The sequence below is a fragment of the Sphingosinicella sp. genome (genome assembly GCF_013911755.1).
Classification (GTDB): domain Bacteria; phylum Pseudomonadota; class Alphaproteobacteria; order Sphingomonadales; family Sphingomonadaceae; genus Sphingosinicella.
On sequence record NZ_JACESP010000003.1, the window covers coordinates 169,043 to 192,221 of the forward strand.

24 protein-coding genes and 2 tRNA genes are annotated in these 23,179 nt (G+C 64.7%); 9 read left to right on the top strand and 17 right to left on the bottom strand.

Going from position 1 to position 23,179, the window contains the following annotated elements; all coding sequences use genetic code 11:
- Window positions 1–382 precede the first annotated feature (382 nt).
- Window positions 383–856, bottom strand: a complete 474-nt coding sequence (locus H2052_RS03880; protein WP_293778319.1) for a DUF2721 domain-containing protein — start codon at window positions 854–856, stop codon at window positions 383–385.
- A 139-nt stretch (window positions 857–995) separates the two neighbouring features.
- Between H2052_RS03880 and H2052_RS03885 the strand changes: the two genes are divergently transcribed.
- On the top strand, window positions 996–1,439 hold the full coding sequence (locus tag H2052_RS03885; protein ID WP_293778321.1) for a hypothetical protein: 444 nt from the start codon (window positions 996–998) through the stop codon (window positions 1,437–1,439).
- 80 nt (window positions 1,440–1,519) lie between these two features.
- On the opposite strand, the gene uvrA is transcribed toward H2052_RS03885, so the two are convergent.
- The 3 genes from uvrA to H2052_RS03900 form a co-directional block, all read right to left on the bottom strand.
- Window positions 1,520–4,444: an excinuclease ABC subunit UvrA gene (gene uvrA / locus H2052_RS03890; protein WP_293778323.1), complete on the bottom strand. Its 2,925-nt coding sequence runs from the start codon at window positions 4,442–4,444 to the stop codon at window positions 1,520–1,522.
- Window positions 4,445–4,597: 153 nt separating this feature from the next.
- Window positions 4,598–5,275, bottom strand: a complete 678-nt coding sequence (locus H2052_RS03895; RefSeq protein ID WP_293778325.1) for a PEP-CTERM sorting domain-containing protein — start codon at window positions 5,273–5,275, stop codon at window positions 4,598–4,600.
- A gap of 192 nt (window positions 5,276–5,467) precedes the next feature.
- Window positions 5,468–6,499, bottom strand: a complete 1,032-nt coding sequence (locus tag H2052_RS03900) for a cupin-like domain-containing protein (protein ID WP_293778327.1) — start codon at window positions 6,497–6,499, stop codon at window positions 5,468–5,470.
- A gap of 291 nt (window positions 6,500–6,790) precedes the next feature.
- On the opposite strand from H2052_RS03900, the gene H2052_RS03905 reads away from it, so the two are divergent.
- A complete protein-coding gene (locus tag H2052_RS03905; RefSeq protein ID WP_293778329.1) occupies window positions 6,791–7,165 on the top strand; it encodes a UrcA family protein in 375 nt (124 codons plus the stop codon).
- Between the two features lie 69 nt (window positions 7,166–7,234).
- On the opposite strand, the gene H2052_RS03910 is transcribed toward H2052_RS03905, so the two are convergent.
- From H2052_RS03910 to H2052_RS03920, 3 genes are all read right to left on the bottom strand, one after another.
- The gene (locus tag H2052_RS03910) at window positions 7,235–7,972 is read right to left on the bottom strand and encodes a LytTR family DNA-binding domain-containing protein (protein WP_293778331.1); all 738 of its coding nucleotides are present in this window, start codon (window positions 7,970–7,972) and stop codon (window positions 7,235–7,237) included.
- Window positions 7,962–9,086, bottom strand: coding sequence for a histidine kinase (locus H2052_RS03915; RefSeq protein WP_293778333.1), 1,125 nt, complete (start codon window positions 9,084–9,086; stop codon window positions 7,962–7,964). Before H2052_RS03915 ends, H2052_RS03910 begins: the two co-directional genes overlap by 11 nt.
- A gap of 154 nt (window positions 9,087–9,240) precedes the next feature.
- On the bottom strand, window positions 9,241–10,257 hold the full coding sequence (locus H2052_RS03920) for a hypothetical protein (protein ID WP_293778335.1): 1,017 nt from the start codon (window positions 10,255–10,257) through the stop codon (window positions 9,241–9,243).
- A gap of 109 nt (window positions 10,258–10,366) precedes the next feature.
- Here H2052_RS03920 and H2052_RS03925 point away from each other — a divergent pair, with 109 nt between their 5' ends.
- Together H2052_RS03925 and H2052_RS03930 are read left to right on the top strand one after the other, a co-directional pair.
- Window positions 10,367–10,537: a hypothetical protein gene (locus H2052_RS03925; RefSeq protein WP_293778337.1), complete on the top strand. Its 171-nt coding sequence runs from the start codon at window positions 10,367–10,369 to the stop codon at window positions 10,535–10,537.
- 19 nt (window positions 10,538–10,556) lie between these two features.
- Window positions 10,557–11,387: a class I mannose-6-phosphate isomerase gene (locus H2052_RS03930; RefSeq protein WP_293778339.1), complete on the top strand. Its 831-nt coding sequence runs from the start codon at window positions 10,557–10,559 to the stop codon at window positions 11,385–11,387.
- 7 nt (window positions 11,388–11,394) lie between these two features.
- Here the strand turns inward: H2052_RS03930 and H2052_RS03935 are convergent, their stop codons facing one another.
- A complete protein-coding gene (locus H2052_RS03935; protein WP_293778341.1) occupies window positions 11,395–12,174 on the bottom strand; it encodes an NUDIX domain-containing protein in 780 nt (259 codons plus the stop codon).
- Between the two features lie 43 nt (window positions 12,175–12,217).
- Here H2052_RS03935 and H2052_RS03940 point away from each other — a divergent pair, with 43 nt between their 5' ends.
- A complete protein-coding gene (locus H2052_RS03940; protein WP_366484198.1) occupies window positions 12,218–12,832 on the top strand; it encodes a DUF4126 domain-containing protein in 615 nt (204 codons plus the stop codon).
- Between the two features lies 1 nt (window position 12,833).
- A complete protein-coding gene (locus tag H2052_RS03945) occupies window positions 12,834–13,646 on the top strand; it encodes a phytanoyl-CoA dioxygenase family protein (RefSeq protein WP_293778343.1) in 813 nt (270 codons plus the stop codon).
- A gap of 22 nt (window positions 13,647–13,668) precedes the next feature.
- On the opposite strand, the gene H2052_RS03950 is transcribed toward H2052_RS03945, so the two are convergent.
- Window positions 13,669–13,744: transfer RNA gene (locus H2052_RS03950), tRNA-Ala, on the bottom strand.
- 73 nt (window positions 13,745–13,817) lie between these two features.
- Window positions 13,818–14,117: a chorismate mutase gene (locus tag H2052_RS03955; RefSeq protein ID WP_293778345.1), complete on the bottom strand. Its 300-nt coding sequence runs from the start codon at window positions 14,115–14,117 to the stop codon at window positions 13,818–13,820.
- 104 nt (window positions 14,118–14,221) lie between these two features.
- Between H2052_RS03955 and H2052_RS03960 the strand changes: the two genes are divergently transcribed.
- The 3 genes from H2052_RS03960 to H2052_RS03970 all read left to right on the top strand — a co-directional run bounded on the left by H2052_RS03960 (window position 14,222) and on the right by H2052_RS03970 (window position 15,688).
- Window positions 14,222–15,238, top strand: a complete 1,017-nt coding sequence (locus H2052_RS03960; protein ID WP_293778347.1) for a polyprenyl synthetase family protein — start codon at window positions 14,222–14,224, stop codon at window positions 15,236–15,238.
- 66 nt (window positions 15,239–15,304) lie between these two features.
- Window positions 15,305–15,583 carry an ETC complex I subunit gene (locus H2052_RS03965; protein WP_293778349.1) on the top strand — a complete coding sequence of 93 codons (279 nt, stop codon included), beginning with the start codon at window positions 15,305–15,307 and terminating at the stop codon, window positions 15,581–15,583.
- Between the two features lie 28 nt (window positions 15,584–15,611).
- A tRNA-Arg gene (locus tag H2052_RS03970) sits at window positions 15,612–15,688 on the top strand.
- A gap of 195 nt (window positions 15,689–15,883) precedes the next feature.
- On the opposite strand, the gene H2052_RS03975 is transcribed toward H2052_RS03970, so the two are convergent.
- From H2052_RS03975 to H2052_RS04005, 7 genes are all read right to left on the bottom strand, one after another.
- The gene (locus tag H2052_RS03975) at window positions 15,884–16,360 is read right to left on the bottom strand and encodes a hypothetical protein (protein WP_293778351.1); all 477 of its coding nucleotides are present in this window, start codon (window positions 16,358–16,360) and stop codon (window positions 15,884–15,886) included.
- 161 nt (window positions 16,361–16,521) lie between these two features.
- On the bottom strand, window positions 16,522–17,964 hold the full coding sequence (gabD, locus tag H2052_RS03980) for an NADP-dependent succinate-semialdehyde dehydrogenase (RefSeq protein ID WP_293778352.1): 1,443 nt from the start codon (window positions 17,962–17,964) through the stop codon (window positions 16,522–16,524).
- Between the two features lie 13 nt (window positions 17,965–17,977).
- Window positions 17,978–19,360 (bottom strand): aspartate aminotransferase family protein, encoded by a 1,383-nt coding sequence (locus tag H2052_RS03985; protein WP_293778353.1) that lies wholly within the window; start codon window positions 19,358–19,360, stop codon window positions 17,978–17,980.
- Complete coding sequence (locus H2052_RS03990; RefSeq protein WP_293778354.1) at window positions 19,357–20,097, bottom strand: gamma-glutamyl-gamma-aminobutyrate hydrolase family protein; 741 nt, start codon at window positions 20,095–20,097, stop codon at window positions 19,357–19,359. Before H2052_RS03990 ends, H2052_RS03985 begins: the two co-directional genes overlap by 4 nt.
- A 2-nt stretch (window positions 20,098–20,099) precedes the next feature.
- Window positions 20,100–21,530: a gamma-aminobutyraldehyde dehydrogenase gene (locus tag H2052_RS03995; protein ID WP_293778355.1), complete on the bottom strand. Its 1,431-nt coding sequence runs from the start codon at window positions 21,528–21,530 to the stop codon at window positions 20,100–20,102.
- Window positions 21,531–21,634: 104 nt separating this feature from the next.
- Complete coding sequence (locus H2052_RS04000) at window positions 21,635–22,090, bottom strand: SEL1-like repeat protein (protein ID WP_293778356.1); 456 nt, start codon at window positions 22,088–22,090, stop codon at window positions 21,635–21,637.
- Window positions 22,054–23,178 carry an ABC transporter ATP-binding protein gene (locus H2052_RS04005; protein ID WP_293778357.1) on the bottom strand — a complete coding sequence of 375 codons (1,125 nt, stop codon included), beginning with the start codon at window positions 23,176–23,178 and terminating at the stop codon, window positions 22,054–22,056. The genes H2052_RS04000 and H2052_RS04005 overlap by 37 nt, the downstream gene beginning before the upstream one ends.
- Window position 23,179: the final 1 nt, after the last annotated feature.

Genomic DNA, 23,179 nt, shown 5'->3' on the forward strand with positions numbered 1-23,179 from the left:
GGAAATACCGATGGTCCTCGATACCGGAAACCCCGGCCCAAAGCCCGCAGGTGCGAAGCACAGGCGACGCGAACGGACCCCGGCGGACGGCATCGAAATGCGAAACCGGTCGATCCCCCCGGGACCGCCGGAGACGCAAGCCCCGAAGCCTGAACATGGGTCAGATGGCCTATGATTAAGGACCAACGGAGCGAGTGGGGGCTGGCCGAAAGGTCAGCCCCCGTTTGCTTTGGACGGTGATTTCGCCTAGGCCGGGCTGCAAAGGGCGGCTTTCTGCGCTTCCGGTGCTCACGTACCTTTAGTACGCTCCGCTCCGGTTCTCGAAATCCACACTTTTCGCCGCGCCTGAGCGAAATCCCTTCGTCCAAAGCGCGCTTTCAGATCATTCCGCTTTGCGTTTCAGCACTTCCTGACGGACGCGGACGGAGCGGGTGGCGATGCCGGTTTCGATGAGGAAAAGAACGAGGCCGGCCACGATGAGCGCCATGGCGGCGAGGAAAAGCGTGGCAACGATCGTGCCGACCGACGCATCGGCAAGATCGCCGACGAACAGCACCCCGATGACGAGGCAGACGGCGAGCGCACTCGCTACGCAGGCGTAGATCGCCCAGTGAACAAGCACCATGCGGCGATCGAGCACGACAAGCTCGGCCATCGCCCGGCTGCGCATCGTTTCGTCGTAGCCGGTGATGTCCCGTTCGAGCGCGCGGGCGCGGTCCACCACGCGGCCCAGCCGGTTCGCCATCACGTTGAGCAGCGCGCCGATACCCGCGATAAGAAACACGGGCGCGATCGCGAGTTGAACGGCATGGCCGATGTCAGCGATTTGTACGGCGGAAAAGGGCGATGGGTTCATGCCCCTTCTTGCCACAGGGGCCGTGCCGCAGGGAAGGCTCGGCGTGTCCCGTCGGCCCGGCGTCTTTATCTTTCAGAGGAACCTTCTCGCTGCCGATGCGTGGGTCAATTATTCCACCAATCACGCAAGGAGACCAAAAATGGCGAAATCCGACACCGACACCCGTGCGCCGAAGCTTCCCAAACGCGTGGCCGGCGTAAAGCTTTCGAAGCGCACGCGCGAACGCGGCGGGCAGATCGTTGCACTCATGAAGCACCCGATCGTCGCTCCGCTGGCGCTGGCGACCGTTGCGGCAGGCTTTGCCGCCATGAAGGACGCGCGCGTGCGCGCAGCGGCAGACCGGGCGCGCACGAAAGCCGGGGAAGCGGCTTCGAACCTCAGCCACGGTGCGGCCGTGGTCGGGTCCGCGATCGCCGCAAAAGCGAGCGAGGGCAAGCGCCGCGTGGGCGACGCCTATCGGCACGCGAGCGAAGCCTATGATGCCGCGCACACGAACGGCACCGGAAACGGCAGCAAGCGCACGACCGCGACACGGCGCAGCCCTGCCAAGGGTCCCGTGAAGGAAACGGCCCCGACGCAATGAGCCTGAGGGTCATCCGCCCTGGGCGAAAATCGGCCGTGGCTCAGGGCCGTTGGAACAAGCACAGCAAGGCGGCGGAAAGGCTACTCCGCCGCCTCGTCCTCCAGCGCCAGTTCGGCGGCTTTTGATTTTCGTTTCGCTTTGGGTTTCGGCATGCTCATCGGCACGGCGCCGGGCTTCTTTTCGAGGAGGGGCTTCAGATAGCGGGCTGTATAGCTTTCCACGACGTGCGCGACCGTTTCGGGCGTGCCTTCGGCGACAACATTGCCGCCCGCATTGCCGCCTTCCGGGCCGAGATCGATGATCCAGTCGGCCGTCTTGATGACCTCCAGATTATGTTCGATGACGACGATGCTGTTGCCCTGTTCGACGAGCGCATGGAGCACTTCGAGGAGCTTGCGCACGTCCTCGAAGTGAAGTCCCGTGGTGGGCTCGTCGAGGATGTAGAGCGTCTTTCCCGTCGAGCGGCGTGAGAGTTCCTTGGCGAGCTTCACGCGCTGCGCTTCGCCGCCCGAAAGCGTCGTGGCCTGCTGGCCGACGTGGATGTAGCCTAACCCGACTTCGACGAGCATGTTCATCTTGTCGCGGATCGCGGGGACGGCCTTGAAGAACTCGGCGGCGTCTTCCACCGTCATGTCGAGCACGTCGGCGATCGACTTGCCCTTGAACTTCACCTCCAGCGTTTCGCGGTTGTAGCGCTTGCCCTTGCAGACGTCGCAGGTGACGTAGACGTCGGGCAGGAAGTGCATCTCGATCTTGAGCATGCCGTCGCCCTTGCACGCCTCGCAGCGGCCGCCCTTCACATTGAAGCTGAAGCGACCTGCCTTGTAGCCGCGCGCCTTCGATTCCGGAAGTTCTGCGAACCAGTCCCGGATGTTGGTGAAAGCGCCGGTGTACGTCGCGGGGTTGGAGCGAGGCGTGCGGCCGATCGGCGACTGGTCGATGTCGATGACCTTGTCGAGATGTTCGAGGCCCTTCACATCGTCTACCTGCGCGGAGAGGACGCGCGCGCCATTGAGCGCCCGCGCGGCGGCGGCATAAAGCGTGTCGATCGTGAAGGTGGATTTGCCCGAACCCGAAACGCCGGTGATGCAGGTGAACGTGCCCAGCGGAATCGAGACGCTGATATCCTTCAGGTTGTTCGCGCGCGCGCCTTTCACGGTCAGCTTCTTGCCGTTCCCTTTGCGACGCACCTCCGGCACCGGCACCGAGCGGCGGCCGGAGAGATAATCGCCGGTGAGGCTGTTCGGGTTGGCGAGGATGTCGGCAAGCGTGCCCTCCGCGACAACCTGGCCGCCGTGCGCGCCCGCGCCGGGCCCCATGTCGATGACATGGTCGGCGGTGCGGATGGCGTCTTCATCATGCTCCACGACGAGGACGGTGTTGCCGAGATCGCGCAGTCGCTTTAGCGTTTCGAGCAGGCGATCGTTGTCGCGCTGGTGGAGGCCGATCGAGGGTTCGTCGAGGACGTAGAGCACGCCCGAAAGGCCGCTGCCGATCTGGCTGGCGAGGCGGATGCGCTGCGACTCGCCGCCCGAGAGTGTGCCCGACTTGCGATCGAGGTTCAGATACTCGAGGCCGACGTTGTCGAGGAAGCCGAGGCGCTCGACGATCTCTTTCAGGATGCGTTCGGCGATCTGGTTCTGCTGGTCGCCGAGCTTGGCGGGGAGCGCCTTCGCCCAGCGAAAGGCGTCGCCGACCGGGCGGCGCACGGCGTCGGCGATCGTCTCGCCTGCGATCTTCACGGCAAGCGCTTCGGGTTTCAGGCGGGCGCCGTTGCACGTTTCGCAGGGCGCGGCGGACTGGAAACGCGAAAGCTCGTCGCGCATCCACTGGCTGTCGGTGTCGCGCCAGCGGCGGTCGAGATTGTTGATGACGCCTTCGAAGGGCTTCTTCACCTCGTAGGTCTTGCGGCCGTCTTCGAAGCGCAGCGTGATCGGGATGCCGCCAGTGCCGGTGAGCACGACGTCGCGGATTTCCTCCGGCAGTTCGTTCCACGGCGTACGCAGCGAGAAATCATAGGCGCGGGCGACCGAACGCAGCACCTGCATGTAATAGGGCGAGGGTGGGTTGGACTTCGCCCACGGCACCACGGCGCCCTTCTCGATGCTGAGGTTCTGGTTCGGCACGACGAGCTCGGGATCGAAATAGAGCTTCTCGCCCAGGCCGTCGCAGGCGGGGCAGGCGCCATGCGGGGAGTTGAACGAAAACAGGCGCGGCTCGATCTCGGGGATCGTGAAGCCGGAAACGGGGCAGGCGAACTTCTGCGAGAACAGGATGCGCTCGCCGCCATCCACCATCTCGATGACCGCCAGCCCATCGGCGAGGCCGAGTGCGGTTTCGAAACTGTCGGCGAGGCGGGTTTCGAGGCCCTCCTTCACGACCAAGCGGTCCACGACCACGTCGATGTCGTGCTTGTATTTCTTGTCGAGCGCGGGCGCCTCTTCGATGGGATAGACGGTGCCGTCGATCTTCACGCGCTGGAAGCCGGTGCGCCGCCACTCGGCGATTTCCTTGCGGTATTCGCCCTTGCGGCCGCGCACGACGGGCGCGAGCAACATGAGCCGCGCGCCTTCAGGCATCGCCATCACGCGGTCGACCATCTGGCTGACCTGCTGCGCGGCGATGGGCTCTCCCGTGGCGGGCGAATAGGGGATGCCGACGCGCGCCCAGAGGAGGCGCATGTAGTCGTAAATCTCCGTGACGGTCGCCACGGTCGAGCGCGGGTTCTTCGAGGTGGTCTTCTGCTCGATCGAGATGGCGGGGGAGAGGCCGTCGATATGATCGATATCGGGCTTCTGCATCATCTCCAGGAACTGGCGCGCATAGGCGGAGAGTGACTCGACGTAGCGTCGCTGGCCTTCGGCATAGATGGTATCGAAGGCGAGGCTCGACTTGCCCGAACCGGACAGGCCCGTGACGACCGTCAGCGTCTCGCGCGGAATATCGAGGCTGATGTTCTTGAGGTTATGCTCGCGCGCGCCGCGGATCGAAATGTGGGTCAACATACGGGGGGCTGTCGTTTCCTGTTTGTTCCGGTCGGACACTAGCCGCAAAACGGCGCCGGGGGAAGACAGCAGATGGGGGCGCAGGGTGCGCTTCGCAAGGATGGCAAGCGGCGGACCGGGCATGCGCTCCGATCCGCCAATCGCGTAGAGAGGTCAGGCGGACTTGCGGCGGCGCAGGCCGACGGCGGCGGCGCCGAGGCCGAACAGCGCCAGCGTGGCAGGCTCGGGAACGTCGGTGCCGTAGGGCTCGACCGTCACGCTGTCGAAGTTGAAGTTGAAGCTGACGGCGCCCGCGGGCGGCGCGCCGGTGCCGCGATTGACGAACAGCGAGAAGTTTTTCTGGCCGGTGAAGATCGCGGGATCGAACACGCCGGGGAGGTCCGAGGTCGAGAGCGCGGAGAAGGGGCCGGACATGCCGATCGTCACCTGGAACCGGACGGTGCCTGCGGGCTCGCCCGTCGTTTGGGCCGGCGTCAAGAAGATGTTGTTGAACGACAGCCGGTCCTGCCCGACGGTGAACTGGTCGGAAACCTGCATCGAGCCGAGGTCGCCGCTCGCGGTGCCGCCGATGCCGCTGCCGAGATCGAAACCGATCTCCTTGATCGCGCCCGCGTAATTATACGCCGAGCGGCTCGCGTTGACGACGAAGGGGGTGCCAGCGGTTTCGTCGTCGTAGATCACATAGCCGGTGATCGTGGGCACGGCGGTGCCGAACACGTTGGGCGCGACGGGGCTGGAATTGGTGCCCGTGAAGCTGACCTTGACGAGACCGGCCTCAGCGCCGGTGGAAACGAGCATCGCCAGCGCGGCGACGGAGAGGAAATGACGCATCGCAAATGTCCCTGTTGCGGCCGACACGCGCGGTGGTTGTCGGCGGTTGTAGATGGGACTTCGTTAACCATTGGGTGCGTCGGGGGGATGACGAGGGGGTAACGATTGGGTGACGGTGGCGGAATTGCGATGGACAGAAGCGGAAGGAGAGGACCTCAGAAATTAGTTGGCATGAGATCGTGAGCCGGGAGCCTAAACCGCCCCATAGCTCGCATAGTGCGACCAGAAGTCGTTATCCCTCGCGAAGTTCGTGAAGCTCATGCCGATCGTGACGTCCAGCCCCTCAACATGGTGCCACCAGCCGACGGGGAGGAAGAGCGCCTCGCCGGGGCCGATCTCGGCGATCATGACGGGCGGACGGGTGTCGTCGCCGGGGCCGGGTTCGAGGGGCTGCGTGCCCCAGTCGCTGAAGCAGTGGCGGCTGTTGCGCATCTGCGCGCTGTGGTGGCTGGAGACGAGGCGCACGCGCTTGCGGCCGGAAATCTGCAAGAGAAGATTGTTGGTGAGATCGTGGTGCCACGGGGTGATCGTGCCCTTGGGGCCGATCCAGAGGAAACCGCCGGGGCCGCCGGGTTCGGCGAGATAGCCGGGGATGGGGCCGGTGTCGCCGTAGAGCGGCGCGAGGGCTTCGCGGTTGTGCGTGTGGTTGTTGGCGGTGACGTAGAAATCGTTCGTGGGGGCGGTCTCGCTGGCGCGCAGGCGGGTGATGATTTCGCGGAAAGGCCTGACAGCGCCGTGCGCGTCTGAATTGCGCTCGTAGTCCTGATCTGAATCGCGCGCCCATTGCACGCGGACGTGCGCCTCGCCAACGCGGGCTTCGAAATCATCGAGCGACCAGCGCTTCATCGCAGGCCAGTGATCGACGAGGCCGGTGAGGACGACGGGGCGGTGCGCGGTGTAATAATCCGCGTAGAAGGTTTCGGCCGGCAGCGCGTGGACACGCGGCACTTCGCCCGATGCAGGCGCGGCGAGCTTCGCATAATTGGCGAGGAACCAGTCGCGCTTCTGGAGGCGCGCGCGCAGCCGCTCCCCGGCAGCAAGATAGGGACTCTTTCGCGCGCGTTCGATTTCCGAGACAGCAAGTGCGTGGCCGATGCCCCGGCTGGCGATCCGCTGCGCGAGGCGCGCGGGATCATCGCCGCCGAGCAGCGCCTCGGCGATCTCGCGGCGGAGATCGTCATTCACTGCGGTTACCGCGCCGCCAGCTTTCTTCGCCTTGCTCATGCCTGCCCGATCATCGTGTTCGTGCGCCGTCTATGGGCGGTCGATGTTTCACCGATTTGACACATAGTCGTTTTCGTCCGGCGCTGTCAGCCGTTCGTCGACGGCAATGATCGTTCGTCGAGCGGGCTTCGCGGGCAATCGAAGCGGTGCGGCGGCGACAAACGAAGCGCGGTAACAACAGGATGCGGATCGGGAGCGACGGACCCCACAGTCCCAGCAAAGTCCGGACGTTCCCGGTTCGCAGCCTAGAAATTCTCCGCCTCCCACAGGCGAACAGGAAGGACCATTGTGATGACCCTCGTGAAGATCAGCGCGATTGCGTTCGCCGCCGCAATGACGACTGCCGCTTTCGTTCCCGCCGCCTATGCGATGGACGAAACCATCGTCGAAGCGAACATGGTGCGCACGGTTGCCCATGTGCAGTACGGCGATCTGAACCTTGCCAGCGACGATGGCGTGAAGACGCTGCACAGCCGCGTGCGCCGCGCTGCCCACGCGATGTGCTTCGAAGGCGGACGCCAGGATCTGCGCCGCGACCTGCTGTCGATGGAATGCCGCAATGCCGCGATCGCAAGCGCCAAGCCGCAGATCACCGCCGCGATCAACAACGCCGGTACGCAGGTCGCCGCGAACGCCGGCGCGGCAATCACGATCGCGATGCCATAACCGGCGGCAATCCCAGATGCCGCCATCAGGGCGGGCACCACGTCCCAGGGGTGCCCGCCCTTTTCTTTTTTATTTGGCCGCGATGCGCTTCACGTCGGAGAGATAGGTGCGGCCGATGCGGTGATCGCCGCCGTCGCCAAGATCGACCGACCAGACCCCGTAGCCGAGATGGACGAGGCCCTTGATGCGGTCGCGCCGGATGATCTTCGAACGGTGGATGCGGATGAAGAGATCCGGGTCCAGCCGCCGCTCCAGCTCCTTGATCGTCTGGTGGAGCAGGAACGAGCGGTCGGCGGTGTGGAGCCGCATATAGTCCCGCTCAGCCTCGACCATATCGATCGCATCGACATCGACGCGGATGATTTCCGAGCGATGCGGAACCCAGAATTCCTTGACGTAGCCATCATCTTCCGCAGGCGCTGCGGGCGCGTTCACGCGCAGCTCGCGTACACGCGCCAGCGCCTTGCCGAGGCGCGCCGGATCGACCGGCTTCAACAGATAATCGGCCGCGGCAACATCGAACGCGGTGACGGCATATTGATCGAACGCCGTGACGAACACTACGGCGGGTCGCTGCGGCAGACGCTGGACCGCCTGCGCGACGCCGATGCCGTCGAGCCCCGGCATCGAGATATCGAGCAGCAGGAGATCGGGAGAAAGCGCCTCGATCAGGCGCAGCGCCTGGCCGCCGGTGCTTGCGGTTCCAACAAGATTGACGTCATCGAAACGCGAAAGCAGAACCTGCATACGTTCGATCGCCATGGCTTCGTCGTCGACGACCAGTGTGCGGAGTGGACTATCGGACATAGGATACCGGTCGCTTCACGGGGATGGCAATGTCTACGCGGAAGCCGCCGCCGGGCCAAGGGCCCGCCTTGAACGCCGCGGCATCTCCAAAGCGCGCGCGCAGACGATCGCGGACATTATTGAGCCCGGTGCCGGTGCCGTCCACATGCGCCTGCGGCGCCGCAAACGCGCCGTCGTCCTCCACCACAATATGGAGCATGGCATCGTGCAGGCTCGCCTTCACGCGAATGCACACCGGCGCGTTCGAAGGCGAAACCGCATATTTCACGGCGTTCTCGATCAGCGGCTGAAGGATCAGGCTGGGCACGCGCTGGCGCGAAGCGTCCGGATCGATATCGAAGGCGAATTCGAGGCGGTCGCCGAAGCGGGCGCGCTCGACCTCCAGATAGAGGCGCTGCTGATCGAGTTCGTCGGCGAGCGGAATGTCCTCGGTCGGATCGCTGGTGAGGCTCGCGCGGAAGAAGGTGGAGAGGTTCAGGATCATCCGCTCCGCCTCGTCGTTGCGATTGGTGAGGACGAGCGACGACAGGGAGTTCAGCGTGTTGAAAAGGAAATGCGGATTGATCTGATAGCGCAGCGCGCGGAGCTGCGCGGCCTGCGCTTCCTCGCGGAAGGCGGCGGCGCGGCGTTCGGCTTTCGCTGCATCGGCCGCATATCCGAGCGCCAGATGGAAGGCCGCCCACGCTGCGAAGAAGAAGAACCAGGTGACCGTGCCCTCGAAGATGATCGCCAGCAGCATCGCGAGCGAGCGTTCCTTGTGCGCGAAATCCTCGGCGACGGAAGGCAGCGGTTCGTAGACGTAGAAGGTGTAGAAATTGAAGGTGGTGAATAGCGCCGCAGCGGGCACGCAGAGTAGGAACATCATCAGCGCGCGCCTGCGCAGGGGCGCCTTTTCGAGCGGGGCGAGCGCAAGATAGAGCGCCCAGCTGATGGTCATGCCGATGATCGTGACGACGGCGCGCCGCCCAGCCATCGGAAGCAACTCTTCGAAGCCGAGCGCAAACGCACGCAGCGTCACGATGAGGAAATAAAAGAGCCAGAAGCCGAAAATCGACTGGATGGCTGTGCGTGCCGAATCGTTCGCGAGCACGCCTTTTAGCAACGACCTGTTCATTGGCCTCCACAATAGCGCATTATCGAGGGGATTGCGCGGGGGGAGGTGCATCCTTCGTCGAAGCGCATGGCCGCTTCGCAGGAAAGACGAGACCAAAAGAAAAGCCCGGCGCGTCGTGGATACGAAACGCGCCGGGCCATTCCTCTTTTAACGCTTACTTCTTGGGCGCAGGCCGCGACGACGGACGCGGTCCGCGACGGCGCGGCGTGAGGCCCGCAGGCGCGACCGGCTTAGCGGGCGCAGCGGCGGCAGGCTTCGCAGCCGCCGTCTTCGGCTTCGGACCCGGCTTCGCCTTCGGTGCGGCGGGCGCTGCCGTTACGGCAGGCTTCGGCGCGGCGGCCTTCGGCTTGGGACCGGGCTTGCCCTTCGGCTTCGCGGGCGCAGCGGCGGCAGGCGCGGCTGTTGCGGGCTTGGCGGGTGCAGCAGCCTTCGGCTTCGGACCGGGCTTACCTTTCGCCTTCGCGGGCGCCTTCACGGCCGGCTTTGCAGCAGCGGCCTTGGGCTTCGGGCCCGGCTTACCCTTGGGCTTGGCAGGTGCCGCAACAGCGGGCTTCGCCGCAGCCGCTTTCGGCTTCGGACCGGGCTTGCCCTTGGGCTTGGCAGGCGCCGCAGCAGCGGGCTTCGCAGCCACCGCTTTCGGCTTCGGACCGGGCTTGCCCTTCGGCGTCGCCGGTGCCTTCACGGCCGGCTTTGCGGCAGCGGCCTTGGGCTTCGGACCCGGTTTGCCCTTCGGCTTTGCGGGCGCCGAAGCAGCGGGCTTCGCTGCAGCTGCTTTCGGCTTGGGACCGGGTTTGCCCTTCGGCTTCGGACCCGGTTTCGCCTTGGGCGCAACCTTGGCGCCGATGTTTGTCGACGCAGCAAATTTCGTGATCTCGTTCGCGACGTTGCTGGCGAGTTCCTTGGCAATCTTTTCGAAGCCGGCGCGCGACTTGATGTCGTCGACAAAGGTCTGCACGCCGCTCTTGCGCAGCGTCGAGGATGCCTGATCGAGCCACTGCCCGAACATCGCTTCCGCACGCGCCTGCAGCTGCGCACCGGCGGCTGCGAGATGTTCACCGAAATCCTGACCGGTCGACTGCTTCTTCGCAGCCGGCTTCTTCGCAGCCGGTTTGGCAGCGCTAACCTTCTTCGGCTTCTTAGCCTTCGCTACCGTTTCTTTCTTCTTCGCCATCATGATCTCCCATTGACGGATGGAGGACGCTAACATGTCCACAAAATTTGAAAAACTACCAACGCGCAGATAGTTCGTAATAATTGCCATATTCTTGATGGAATTAGTCATGGCAAAACGCAAGATAGGATTTCTGGAGATGCGTTCGGTTCTCAGGGCCGAGGATGTAAAGCAACTGAAACCCGATCCTTGCGATCAGGATGCGAAGCTCGACATCGAACGCGGCGAGAGTTCCCCGGCAAGTGATCCGCACTCGCGGATGCAGCCGGAACATGACTGAGGGGAGGCAGGAAAATACGATGACGGTCACCAAGCTGATAACACGCCGCATCGAGAAGCCGTGGGGCAGGCGGCATCTCTCACCTTTCTTTGAAGACGTCCCGGAGAGTGATGAAAAGATTGGAGAGATTTGGTTCGAGACTCCCGACGGACGTGACCCTGACCTCCTCATCAAATACCTGTTCACGAGCGAGCGATTGTCCGTGCAGGTGCACCCCGACGACGCCGCCGCGCGCGCTGCGGGCTATGCGCGCGGCAAGGATGAAGCATGGCTCGTGCTTGCTGCCGAACCCCACGGCACGGTTGGGCTCGGCACGGTGCGACCGCTGTCTTCAGAAGAATTGCGCGAGGCTGCGATCGACGGTTCGATCGAGCAATTGATCGACTGGAAGCCGGTGAAGGCGGGTGATTTTATTTATTCGCCGGCCGGGACCGTGCACGCGATCGGTGCCGGAGTCACCATCCTCGAGATCCAGCAGAACGTCGATCTCACCTACCGACTCTATGATTATGGACGCCCCCGCGAGCTCCACCTCGAAGAAGGAGTCGCGGTTTCGAATGCGCATCCGTTCTTCGTTTCGGACGAACGCCACGACCTTTCGCGGGGACGAACGCTGCTGTCATCGGGGGGCAAATTCGTCGTCGAACGCTGGCGCACCGGCGCACGTTTGCACCTCCGTCCACCACGCGGACGGGCCGTGTGGATCACGGTGATCGATGGCCGAGCCGGCGATGCGAGATCGGGCGAGACGCTGCTCGTGGAAGGCGATGCCGATCTCGAAGCCGTGCCCGGCAGCGATCTCCTCGTTGCCTATCCCGGCAGCGAGGTCGCGACGATCCTGGAATTCTGAAGGCGCGTTACGCGCGGCGTGCGGTCTCCAGCGGCTCGCGCGTCACGGGGTAGCCGATGCCTTCCGGGATGCAGAGATGGAGGCCGTCGTCGCACATGCGGACCTCGGGCTGCACGGTGACGATCGGCGTTTCCATCGCGTGCGCGATGAGCGCGTCGATGCTCGCGTGTTGCGCGAGGCGTTCGAGATTGCGGCGTGTGGGGAACATCACGTCGGCTTCCCGGCGATCCGCGCGCGCGATCGCTTCGGCCGGCGTGATCCACCATGACGTCGTCGCCTCGTTCCCGTCATGCCCCGCGTTCGCGCCTTCCGGCATCCGCGCCAGATAGAAGCGCGTGTCGTAGCGCTTGCCGTGAAGGCCGGGCGGCGGCACCCAGCGCGCGAAGGGGACGAGCACGTCGAGATCGATCTGATGATCGTGGCGCGCAAGGAAATCGGAAAACGCGAGCGCGCGCGAAGCGATCGCGGGCTGCGCTTCAATGAAGTCCAGCGCGGCGATCTCCGGCCCGTGGGTGAGGAGCACGCCGGCCTCCTCGAAACTTTCGCGAATGGCGGCGACACGCGCGGCGATCTCTTCAAGATCGAGATTGCCGCTGCTTGCAACGAGCCGCGACGCAGCGAGTTCCATATCGTGGGCGTCCACCTTGCCGCCCGGGAAGGCAATCATCCCCGCTCCGAAACCCATCGTCTTCGCGCGGGTCTGCATGAAAATTTCGGGTCTGCCATAGCCTTCACGCAGAAGGATCAGCGTCGCGGCGGGCATGGCGTCATCTTTAGGCGTAGACATGCCGCGTATGTGGACCCGCAATGCCCGCTTGCCAAGCAGGGCAATGCCTATCATTTTCTCGCGCATGGGCCCGATCGAACTGCTCGGTGTCGCCGCCAGCCTCAGCCTGCTCGCGGGATGGCGGCTCTATGCCACGGTGTTCGCTGCAGGTCTCGCGATGCGGCTGGGTGTCCTCGACCTGCCCCAGCATCTTCAAAGCCTCGATGTTTTCGCCAGTCCCTGGGTGATCGGAATTGCCGCGATCGGTCTCGTCGTGGAATTCTTCGCCGACAAGATCGCGTGGCTCGACAGCATCTGGGATGCGATCCACACCGCGATCCGTCCGCTCGGCGGCGCGCTGATCGCGCTTGCGGTCATCGATGCGGGCGACCCGGCATGGCAGGTGGCGGCGTTCCTGCTGGGCGGCGGCGCGGCGTTCGTCAGCCACAGTGCAAAGGCGAGCGGACGCGCGGTGGTGAATGCAAGCCCCGAACCCTTTTCGAACGTGATCGTTTCGGGTTTGGAGGACGTGCTCACCATCGGCGGCCTCACGCTCACGCTTGTCGATCCGGTGCTCGCCGGGATCGTCGCGGTGTCGCTTCTCGCGGTAACCTTACTTCTTCTTTACGCAAGCTGGCGCATCCTGAAGCGCATCGACGTGGTGCTGCGGAAACTCTGAAATGACCTTCACAGAAGATTATGCCCGGGATGGTTACGCCATCGTTCGGCAGTTCCTTCCGCCTGCCGATGTCGAACGCATCGGCGCGGCGATCGACAGCATACACGCGGAAGCCGCCGCACATGGGCGCAGCTTTCGCCACGGCAATCTCTTCTACAAGATCGCGAACGGCGACGTGCGCATGGCACAGTGGCCATCATGGCGGAGCGCGGCTCTGGATGAAGCGCGAACCGATCCGCGCTTCGCGGCGCTGCTCCGCGGCATGATCGGCGGCGACATCAAGCAGATCATCAACCAGATCCACTGGAAGCGTCCGGGCGGGAAAGGCGACTTCGCCTTTCATCAGGACTCGCGCTTCCGCCGTCCGCCGGATGCCTACCGCAATCTCGGCGCGAGCTACGTGCAGACCGGCCTCGCGATCGATCCGCACACTGCGCGCTCAGGCGGAATGCGCATCCTGCCCGGCAGCCACCGGCTCGGCGCGCTCAATATGGAGATGGACGGCGCGGTGATGGACAATGCCGCCGCCGAAGATGCGCTCGTCGCGCTCGGCCTCGATCCTGCAGGGCTCATCGACCTTGAGCTCGACCCCGGCGATCTTGCGCTCTGGAGCCCCTATCTCGTGCACGGATCGGGCGCGAACCGTGCCGATCACCAGCGGCGCTTCTATATCAACGGTTACGTCCGCGCCGCCGATTGCGACCGTGGCGAATGGGCGTTCCGGGACGGGCAGCCTGTCCCGCTCGGGCCACAGCCGGCGCTCGTCCACTACGAACAGCTTCGCGAACGGCCGGAGCCGCACTTCGTCGATTGATGGGAAAAACAGGAAATCCGGATGGTGGAGCTGAGGGGAATCGAACCCCTGACCTCTGCAGTGCGATTGCAGCGCTCTCCCATCTGAGCTACAGCCCCGATCCGGACGGCGCTCTATAACGATGCCTCCCCGCCGATGCAACGGGGTTTGCACGGGGGGCGAAAATCGCCTTCAGGACTGCTCGTTCTTGATACGCTCGTGGTGGCGGATCACTTCCTCGATGATGAAGCGCAGGAACTTTTCGGCGAGTTCCTCGTCCAGCCGCGCGTCGGCGGCGAGCTTCCGCAGCCGCGCGATCTGGCGGGCTTCGCGGTCCGGATCGGCGGGCGGGAGGCCTGCCACGGCCTTGTATTCGCCCACCGCCTGCGTGATCTTGAAGCGCTCGGCGAGCATGTGAATGAGCGCGGCGTCTATGTTGTCGATGCTGCTGCGATAGGCGGCGAGGCGGTCATCTGAACGGTCGTCGGTCATCAGGCTCCCCAAAACGTCGGCGCGTCGATGTGGCGCGGTGACAAAGCGCCGCGGATGTAGCATGGACGCATGACAGCGGAAACGTCGTGGGACAAGTCAGAGTCGTGAGCGCCACCATACACAGGTTGAATCCGGCGGAGCCTGCGCCGTCGATCGACGGGCTGATGCAGCTTGTGGCGCCCCAAATGAACTCCGTGAACCAGATCATCCTCGATCGGATGCAGAGCCCGGTGGCGGTGATCCCGGCGCTTGCGGGGCACCTGATTTCGGGCGGCGGCAAGCGGCTGCGGCCGATGCTCACGCTCGCCTCGGCGCGCCTGCTCGGCTACTCGGGCGAGCGCCACCACAAGCTCGCGGCGAGCGTCGAGTTCATCCACACCGCTACATTGCTCCACGACGATGTGGTGGATGGGTCGGACCTCCGGCGCGGCAAAAAGGCCGCGAACCTCATCTGGGGCAACCAGGCGACGGTGCTGGTCGGCGATTTCCTGTTCAGCCGCGCCTTCGAGCTGATGGTCGAGGACGGCAGCCTCCGCGTCCTCAAGATCCTCTCGAATGCCTCCGCCGTTATCGCGCAGGGCGAGGTCGACCAGCTTATGGTCGCGCGCCAGATCGAAACGAGCGAGGAAAAATACCTGCAGGTGATCACGGCGAAGACGGCGGTGCTGTTCGCCGCCGCCTGCCAGATCGCCGCCGTGGTCGCGGAGCGCGACGAGGCGTGCGAGGCCGCGCTCGAAAGCTTCGGCCGCAACCTCGGCATCGCCTTCCAGCTCGTGGACGACGCGATCGACTACATGTCGGACGCCGAAACCATGGGCAAAGGGCAGGGCGACGACTTCCGCGAAGGCAAGCTGACGCTGCCCGTGATCCTCGCCTATCGCCGCGGCGACGACGAGGCGCGGCGCTTCTGGCGCGACGCGATGGAAGGCCGCCGCAAGTCCGACGACGACCTCGCCGAAGCGATCGAGCGGCTGAAAACATCAGGTTCGATCGCCGATACGCTGGCGCGCGCGCGGCACTATGGCGAACTCGCCATCGATGCGATTGCGGATATGCCCGCGAGCAGCGCGAAGGCGGCACTTACCGAAACCGTGCGTTTCGCGATCGCGCGGGCGTTCTGACGACTTGACGCGCGGCACGCGGCTGCGCCATTGGCTTTGCGCGACGGTTTCGTGAGGACGACGACGATGGCAGTGCGGATTTACCAGCGCCCGAAAAACGCGATGCAAAGCGGCAAGGCGCGCACGCAGGAGTGGGTGCTGGAGTTCGAACGCGCCGATCCGCAGCGCCCCGATCCGCTCACCGGCTGGGCAGGCTCCGCCGACACGCGCCGCCAGCTGACGCTGTGTTTCGACAGCGCGGAAGCCGCCACGGCCTACGCCGAGCGCGAGGGCTTCGCCTACACGGTGCTGCCGCCGCGCACGCACCGGCTGAAAATCCAGACCTACGCCGACAATTTCAAATAGCGCGCATTTGCGCTAAGGCCCCTTGCGGGCGCCCGTAGCTCAGTCGGATAGAGCACGAGCCTTCTAAGCTTGGGGTCGCAGGTTCGAATCCTGCCGGGCGCGCCATGATTTTTCGGGAGGTATTCCGCGTGAATCACAAACGCGGCAGGCCCAGAAACCGTCGTGCGGGCTGCAAGATGTGCAAGCCCTGGAAGGTCAACGGCCATCGCACCGAGCGTCGCGACGGGGAAAAATTCAGCGACCACCGGCGCCGCACGGGGGCGAGCGACCTGACACGGAGCGAATAGGGCGCCGCAGCCGCTAGTCCGGCCTTTCTCGCGAATTGCCGCGTCGATCCCGGCGATCGCCCCAATCACCGCGGTCGCGGTCCGGCCGCGTGATCCGCGGGCTTTCGTGACCCCGATCGGCGTTCACGCGTCGATCCCGATCACGATCACGCCATTTCTGACGATCGGACCGGTCCCACTTTCCATCGTGCCGATCGCGATGACCGGCATAACGATCGCGTTGACGCTCCATCCAGTAATCGCGTTGCCGCGCATTCCAGCGATGGCGTTTTCCTGCGCGGTCCAGCACATAGTAGCCGCTGCCGGGGTAATAATAGCCATCGTACCAGCCATAGCCGTAGCGGGGATAATCATAGCCGTAGCGATCGTGGTAGCCGCCGTGGCCGACCGAAACACCCGCTCTGCCGTATCCGTCGTACATGCAGCCGCCGAGGGCGACGGCAGACAGCAGCATAAGTGCGCTCGTTACGCGTCTTCGAACAGTATTCATGGCCTTCTCCTGCAGTACAGTGGGCCATGAAGCGCCTGAACCCCAGGTGAAGGCGGTTACCAAAAAAACGCCGGCTCCGTTTGGGAGACCGGCGTTCAGGTGTTGCATTGGGGTCAATGCACTGAACCTGAACGCCTATTGGACGAAATGTTTCCGCCGCCTCAGATTGTGAGGCAGAGGTACTTCATCTCGACATACTCATCGATGCCGTAGCGCGAGCCTTCGCGGCCGAGGCCGGACTGCTTGACGCCGCCGAACGGCGCCACCTCCGTGGAGAGGATGCCCGAGTTGACACAGACCATGCCCGACTCGATCGCTTCCGCCACGCGCCAGACGCGGGAGAGGTTGTTCGAATAGAAGTAGGAAGCGAGGCCAAACTCGCTGTCGTTCGCCATCGCGATGGCGTCCTCTTCGTTTTCGAAGCGGATGACGGGGGCGAGCGGCCCGAAAGTTTCCTCGTGCGCGACGAGCATGTCCTGCGTGACGTTCGCGAGCACAGTCGGCTCAAAGAACGTGCCGCCGAGCGCGTGGCGCTTGCCGCCCGCGAGGATCTTCGCGCCCTTGCCCGTCGCCTCGGCGATATGCTGCTCGACCTTCTCGACCGCCGCCATGTTGATGAGCGGGCCCTGTTCGGTGCCGTCCTCAAGCCCGCTGCCGACCTTCAGCTTCGCGGCGGCGGCGGCGAGCTTCTCGACGAACTCGTCGTAAACGCCGGCCTGCACGTAGAGGCGGTTCGAGCACACGCAGGTCTGGCCCGAATTGCGGTACTTGGAGGCCATGGCGCCGACGATGGCGGCGTCCACATCCGCGTCGTCGAACACGATGAAGGGGGCGTTGCCGCCAAGCTCGAGGCTGAGCTTCTTGATGGTCTCCGCCGACTGGCGCATCAGCAGGCGGCCGATCTCGGTGGAGCCGGTGAACGACAGCTTGCGGACGATGGGGTTCGACGTGAGTTCGCCGCCGATTGCTGAGGCCTTGCCCGTCAGCACGTTGAAGATGCCCTTGGGAAGTCCCGCCTCTTCGGCCAGCACGGCGAGCGCGATGGCGGAGTAGGGCGTCTCGGCGGCGGGCTTCAGCACGATCGGGCAGCCGGCGGCGAGTGCGGGGCCGGCCTTGCGCGTGATCATCGCGTTCGGGAAGTTCCACGGCGTGATTGCGGCAGCGACGCCGATCGGCTGCTTAAGCACAACGATGCGCTTGTCCGCCATGTGGCCGGGAATGACGTCGCCGTAGAGGCGCTTCCCTTCTTCCGCGTACCATTCGATGAACGCGGCGCCATAGGCGATCTCGCCCCGCGCTTCGGCAAGGCTCTTGCCCTGTTCGAGCGTGAGGAGCCGGGCGAGCTCGTCCTGATTGGCCATGATGAGCTCGTACCAGCGGCGGAGGATGACGGCGCGCTCCTTCGCCGTCTTTGCCCGCCACGCAGGCCATGCGCGATTCGCCGCCTCGACGGCGCGGCGGGTTTCGGCCGCGCCGCAGTTCGGAACGGTGCCGAGAACCTCGCCAGTGGCCGGATTCGTGACGTTTATCGTCTCGCCGCTGTCTGCCTTCACCCATTCGCCGTCGATGTAGCAGGCTTCGCGAAGCAGCGGCGAACGGGTCATGGAGACTCTCCTTTTACAGGGCTTTCAGTTTCGGCATGGCCAAATCCAGCGAACGGCGGATGATGTCAACCAGGTCGTCGATTTGCTGGCGTGAGATGACGAGCGGCGGCGACATGACGATGGTGTCGCGAATGCCGCGCACCATCAGGCCGTTTTCGATGCAGAAATCGCGCACGACCGGTCCGGCGTTGCCTTCCTTGCCGCCGAAACGCGCGGCGGTCTTCTTGTCGGCGACGATCTCGACCGCGCCGAGCAGGCCGATCGAGCGCGTTTCGCCGACGAGCGGGTGGTCGTCGAGGCGCTTCAACGCGGCATTCAGATAGGGGCCGACATCGTCGCGCACCTTGCCGACGAGGTTCTCGCGCTCAATGATCTCGATGTTGCGAAGCGCGACGGCAGCGCAGACCGGGTGGCCGGAATAGGTAAAGCCGTGGACGAAATCGCCGCCCGTCTTGAGCACATCCACGACATCCGATGACACGGCGACCGCCGAGATGGGGAGATAGCCCGAGGAGAGCCCCTTGGCCATGGGGACGAGATCGGGCGTGAAGCCGAGCGTCTGGTGGCCGAACCACTCGCCCGTGCGCCCGAAACCGCAGATCACCTCGTCCGCGACGAGGAGGATGCCGTATTTGCGGCAGATGCGCTCGACTTCCTGCCAATAGCCTTCGGGCGGGATGATCACGCCGCCCGCGCCCTGCACGGGTTCGCCGACGAACGCGGCGACGTTTTCGGGTCCGACTTGGAGGATGCGGTCCTCGATCGCCTGCGCGCAGAGCTTGCCGAATTCGCGCGGCTCCATGTCGCGTCCCTCGCCGAACCAGTAGGGCTGGCGGACGTGCTCGATGCCGGGGATCGGGAGGTCGCCCTGCGCGTGCATCGCCTTCATGCCGCCGAGGCTGACGCCCGCGACCGTGGAGCCGTGATAGGCGTTCCAGCGGCTGATGAAGACCTTGCGGCTCGGCTCGCCCTTCACCTGCCAGTAGTGGCGCACCATGCGGAACACGGTGTCGTTCGCCTCTGAGCCCGAGGCGTTGAAGAACACGTGCTGGAGCTTGCCGCCGGTGAGGCCGGCGATCTTCGCGGCCAGTTCGATCGTGGGCGGCGTCGCGGTCTTGAAGAAGGTGTTGTAGAAGGGAAGCTCGCGCATTTGCTCGGCGGCGACGTCGGCAAGCTCTTCGCGGCCGTAGCCGACGTTGACGCACCACAGGCCCGCCATGCCGTCGAGGATGCGGTTGCCGTCGCCGTCGGTGATGTAGCAGCCTTCGGCGTGGGTCACGATGCGGCTGCCGCCCATGTCCTCGATCAGCTTGTAATCCTGCTGCGCGGGAAGGTGGTGCGCGACGTCGAGACGGCGCAGCGCGGGAATGTCGTAGTTCTTGCGGACGGCGGTCATGCTGTTCCCCTGAGAGTCTGGCCAAGCAGTTTGAAGAAGGTCTGGCTGTCCAGGTTCGATTCCGGATGCCATTCGGGATGCCACTGGACGGCGACGACGGGCGATTTGCCGATGGTCGCCGAGTACGCCTCGACGAGGCCATCGGGCGCGGTCGCTTCCACGGTCAGGCTGTCGGCGAGGCGACCGATACCCTGAAAGTGAACAGAGTTCACATCGAGCGATGGCGTATCGTAAGTACGCGCGAGAAGGCCGCCGGGGACGAGATCGACGCGGTGGCGGTGATCGAACATGGCATCGAACGAAACCCCGTCCGGCGCATGATGGCGGATGAGGTCGTCGCTCGCGGAGGTGTCGCGGCGCAGCGTGCCGCCGAGCGCGACGTTGATTTCCTGAAAGCCGCGGCAGATGCCGAACACGGGACGCCCACGCCCGATCATCGCGTCCACCATCGAAAGTGCGATCTCGTCACGGCCGGGATCGAACGGGCCTTCGCCACCCTCATCGTCATAGCGATTTCCCTCGATGTTCGAAGGGCTGCCGGTGAGGAGCACGCCGTCGAGACGGGGGGCGACCTCGGCCGCGGTCATCAGGTCCGGAAGCGAGGGGATCAGCAGCGCGGCAACGTCCGCATAGCGCATCGCCGCGCGCACATAGCGCTCGATGACGGCCTGCGCGGGCTCGGTGCCCACGGTGCGCTGGCAGCAGATGATACCAAGAACGGGACGGGCTGTGGTCATACTCAGTGCTTTATCATGACATGCCGCGTCGCAAGATAGTGTTCGAGGCTGTAGACCGAAAGATCGGAGCCGTAGCCCGAAGCCTTCACGCCGCCGTGCGGCATTTCGGTGGCGTTCACCGAGTGCGTGTTGATCCAGGTGACGCCGTATTGCAGGCGCGCGGCAAACGCCGCCGCCTTGCCGACATCGCGCGTCCATACCGAGGAAGCGAGGCCGTATTCGCTGTCGTTCGCCCAGTCGAGCGCCTGCGCGTTTTCATCGAAGCGCGTGACCGAGACGACCGGGCCGAACACTTCCTTCTGGACGATCTCGTCGCTGTTTTTGGCGCCCGCGATCAGTGTCGGCTGATAGAAGAAGCCGGGGCCCTCGGGCGCCTTGCCGCCGGTGACGACCTCGGCATCCGTGTCGGCGGCGGCGCGGGCGACAAACCCATCCACGCGGTCGCGCTGGCGCGCGGTGATGAGTGGACCGAGGGCGGTGCCGGGCGCGGACGGATCGCCCATAGGGATCGCCTCGACCGCGCTCTGAAGCGCGGCGATCAGGCGGTCGTGGATGCTCGCATGGGCATAAACGCGGCAGGCGGCGGTGCAGTCCTGCCCGGCATTATAGTAGCCGCCCTCGGCAATCGCCTCGACGGCGGCGGCGATGTCCGCGTCCGCCAGCACGATCACGGGCGCCTTGCCGCCAAGCTCGAAATGCGTGCGCTTTATGGTCGGCGCGACGGCTTCCATGATCTTGCGTCCCGTGGCGACGTCGCCGGTCAAGGACACCATGCGCACGCGCGGATGCGCGACGAGCCGCGCGCCGACGTTCGGCCCATTGCCGGTAACGACATTGACGACACCCGCCGGCAGGAACTCGGCGCACACTTCGGCGAGCCGCAGCGCTGTGAGCGGCGTGTGCTCGGATGGCTTCAGGACGACCGTATTGCCCGCGGCGATGGCAGGCGCGATCTTCCACGACGCCATCATCAGCGGATAGTTCCACGGCGCGATGCCGACGACGACGCCAATGGGATCGCGGCGGATCATCGAGGTGTGGCCGGGCTTGTATTCGGCCGCCGCCTGACCGGGGATGGCGCGCGCTGCGCCCGCATAAAAGCGGAAGACGTCGATGGTGTTGCCCACGTCGACGGCGCGCGCGGTACCGATCGGCTTGCCGCAATTGCGCATTTCAAGCTCGGCGAATTCATCCGCCAGCGCCTCGATCCGGTCGGCGATACGGAGCATCCGCAGCGAGCGCTCCTTGGGCGACATTGCGGACCACACCGCGAAACCGCGCTCGGCGGAAGCAATGGCGGCATCGACCTGCGCTCGGCTTGCACTGTTCAGCGTGGCGAGTGTGGCGCCTGTCGCCGGATTGAAAACCGGTTCGTGCGCGTCTTCGCCGTCGAGCGCGTGTCCGTCGATAAACTGGCTGGTCCGGTCGGTCATGAGGGATCGGCTTTCCGCGTGAGAGATCGACCGGACGATAGGGATGGGGCTGCCTCATCGGAAATACGAAATGATACATACTATCTATCGGTTTTCCCGATAGCTTAGCGGTAATCCTCGCGCGCGATTATTCTGGTTCGCATCCCTGCGAGCCACGCTTTCGCTTCGGGCAGGCCGGCGACCTTGGGACCGGTATTTATCGGGACTGTACGCCCGGTCTTTTCTTTCCCCACGGGCGGCGAATAGACCCACACTATGCCGCCACTGTCTGAAGCGGCCTGTTCATAAAGACGTTTTGCCTTGCGATAACTTTGTGGAACCCCGATCCCTGCCTCAAAGCGTTTTCCAAGCGCGAGTTGGGCGTATTTGTCCCCCGCCATCGCGCGCCTGGCCTCTTCCTGGACCAAGGGCGACGCCGCCCCGGGTTGCAGCGCGATATCGGCATAGGGATCAACGGCGCAGCCCACGAGCAGAGCTGCGACAGCGATGGAAAGATGATGGCGCTGCAGGACTGTGCGCCGATTCAGGACTGCAGCACCACCGGGCTCGATCCGTGCCACGAGAGCCAGACCTTGTCGTCCCAGGTGAAGTCTTCCTGATCGTAGCGCGACAGGTTGGGACGAGAGACGCGGATGACGCGGCCGGTATCCAGCTTCACCTCGTAGATCGTGATGTCGCCGAGGTAGGACATGCCGCGGATCTGGCCGTGCGCGATGTTGTCGCCTTCCGGGCATTCCGGGGCCGTCGGCTTGCCCTTCGCCTCGGGAATCATCGCGATCTTTTCGGGGCGCAGCGCGACGTGGACGTTCGCGTCATGCGGACCGGTAACGCCGTGGTTGAGGTAAATGCGACCGATCTCCGGGCAGTCGACGACCGCCTTGTCCGGCTCGTCCACGACCAGCCTGCCGTCGAACAGGTTCACCGATCCGATGAAGTCCGCAACGAAGCGGTTCGCCGGGAACTCGTAGAGGTCGGACGGTGTCGCAAGCTGTGCGACGAGACCCCGGTTGATGACGGCGATGCGGCCCGCCATCGAGAGCGCCTCGTCCTGATCGTGCGTCACTGTGACGAAGGTGATGCCGACCTGCTCCTGAAGATCGGCAAGTTCGAACTGCATCGCGGCGCGCAGCTTCGCGTCGAGCGCGGAGAGCGGCTCGTCGAGCAGCAGCACCTTCGGGCGCATGACGAGCGAGCGGGCGAGCGCGACGCGCTGGCGCTGACCGCCCGAAAGCTGATCGGGGCGGCGGCCGCCGAAGCCGTCGAGCTTCACGAGCGCGAGCGCTTCCTCGACGCGGGATTTGATCTCCGAAGACGGCACGCGGGCAATGCGCAGGCCATAGCCGACATTCTCCGTCACCGTCATGTGCGGGAACACGGCGTAGGACTGGAACACCATGTTCACCGGGCGCTTGTTCGGCGGCACGTGCGCCATGTCCTGCCCGTCGATGACGATGCGGCCTTCGGTCGGCACTTCGAAGCCGGCAATCATCCTGAGCAGCGTGGTCTTGCCGCAGCCCGAAGGGCCAAGCAGCACGAAGAATTCACCGGGCATGATGTCGAGCGAGACATTGTCCACCGCCGCCACCGCGCCGAAGCGCTTGGTGACGTTCTGGATGCTGATGATGGGCTGTTTCGGTGCGGTCGCCATG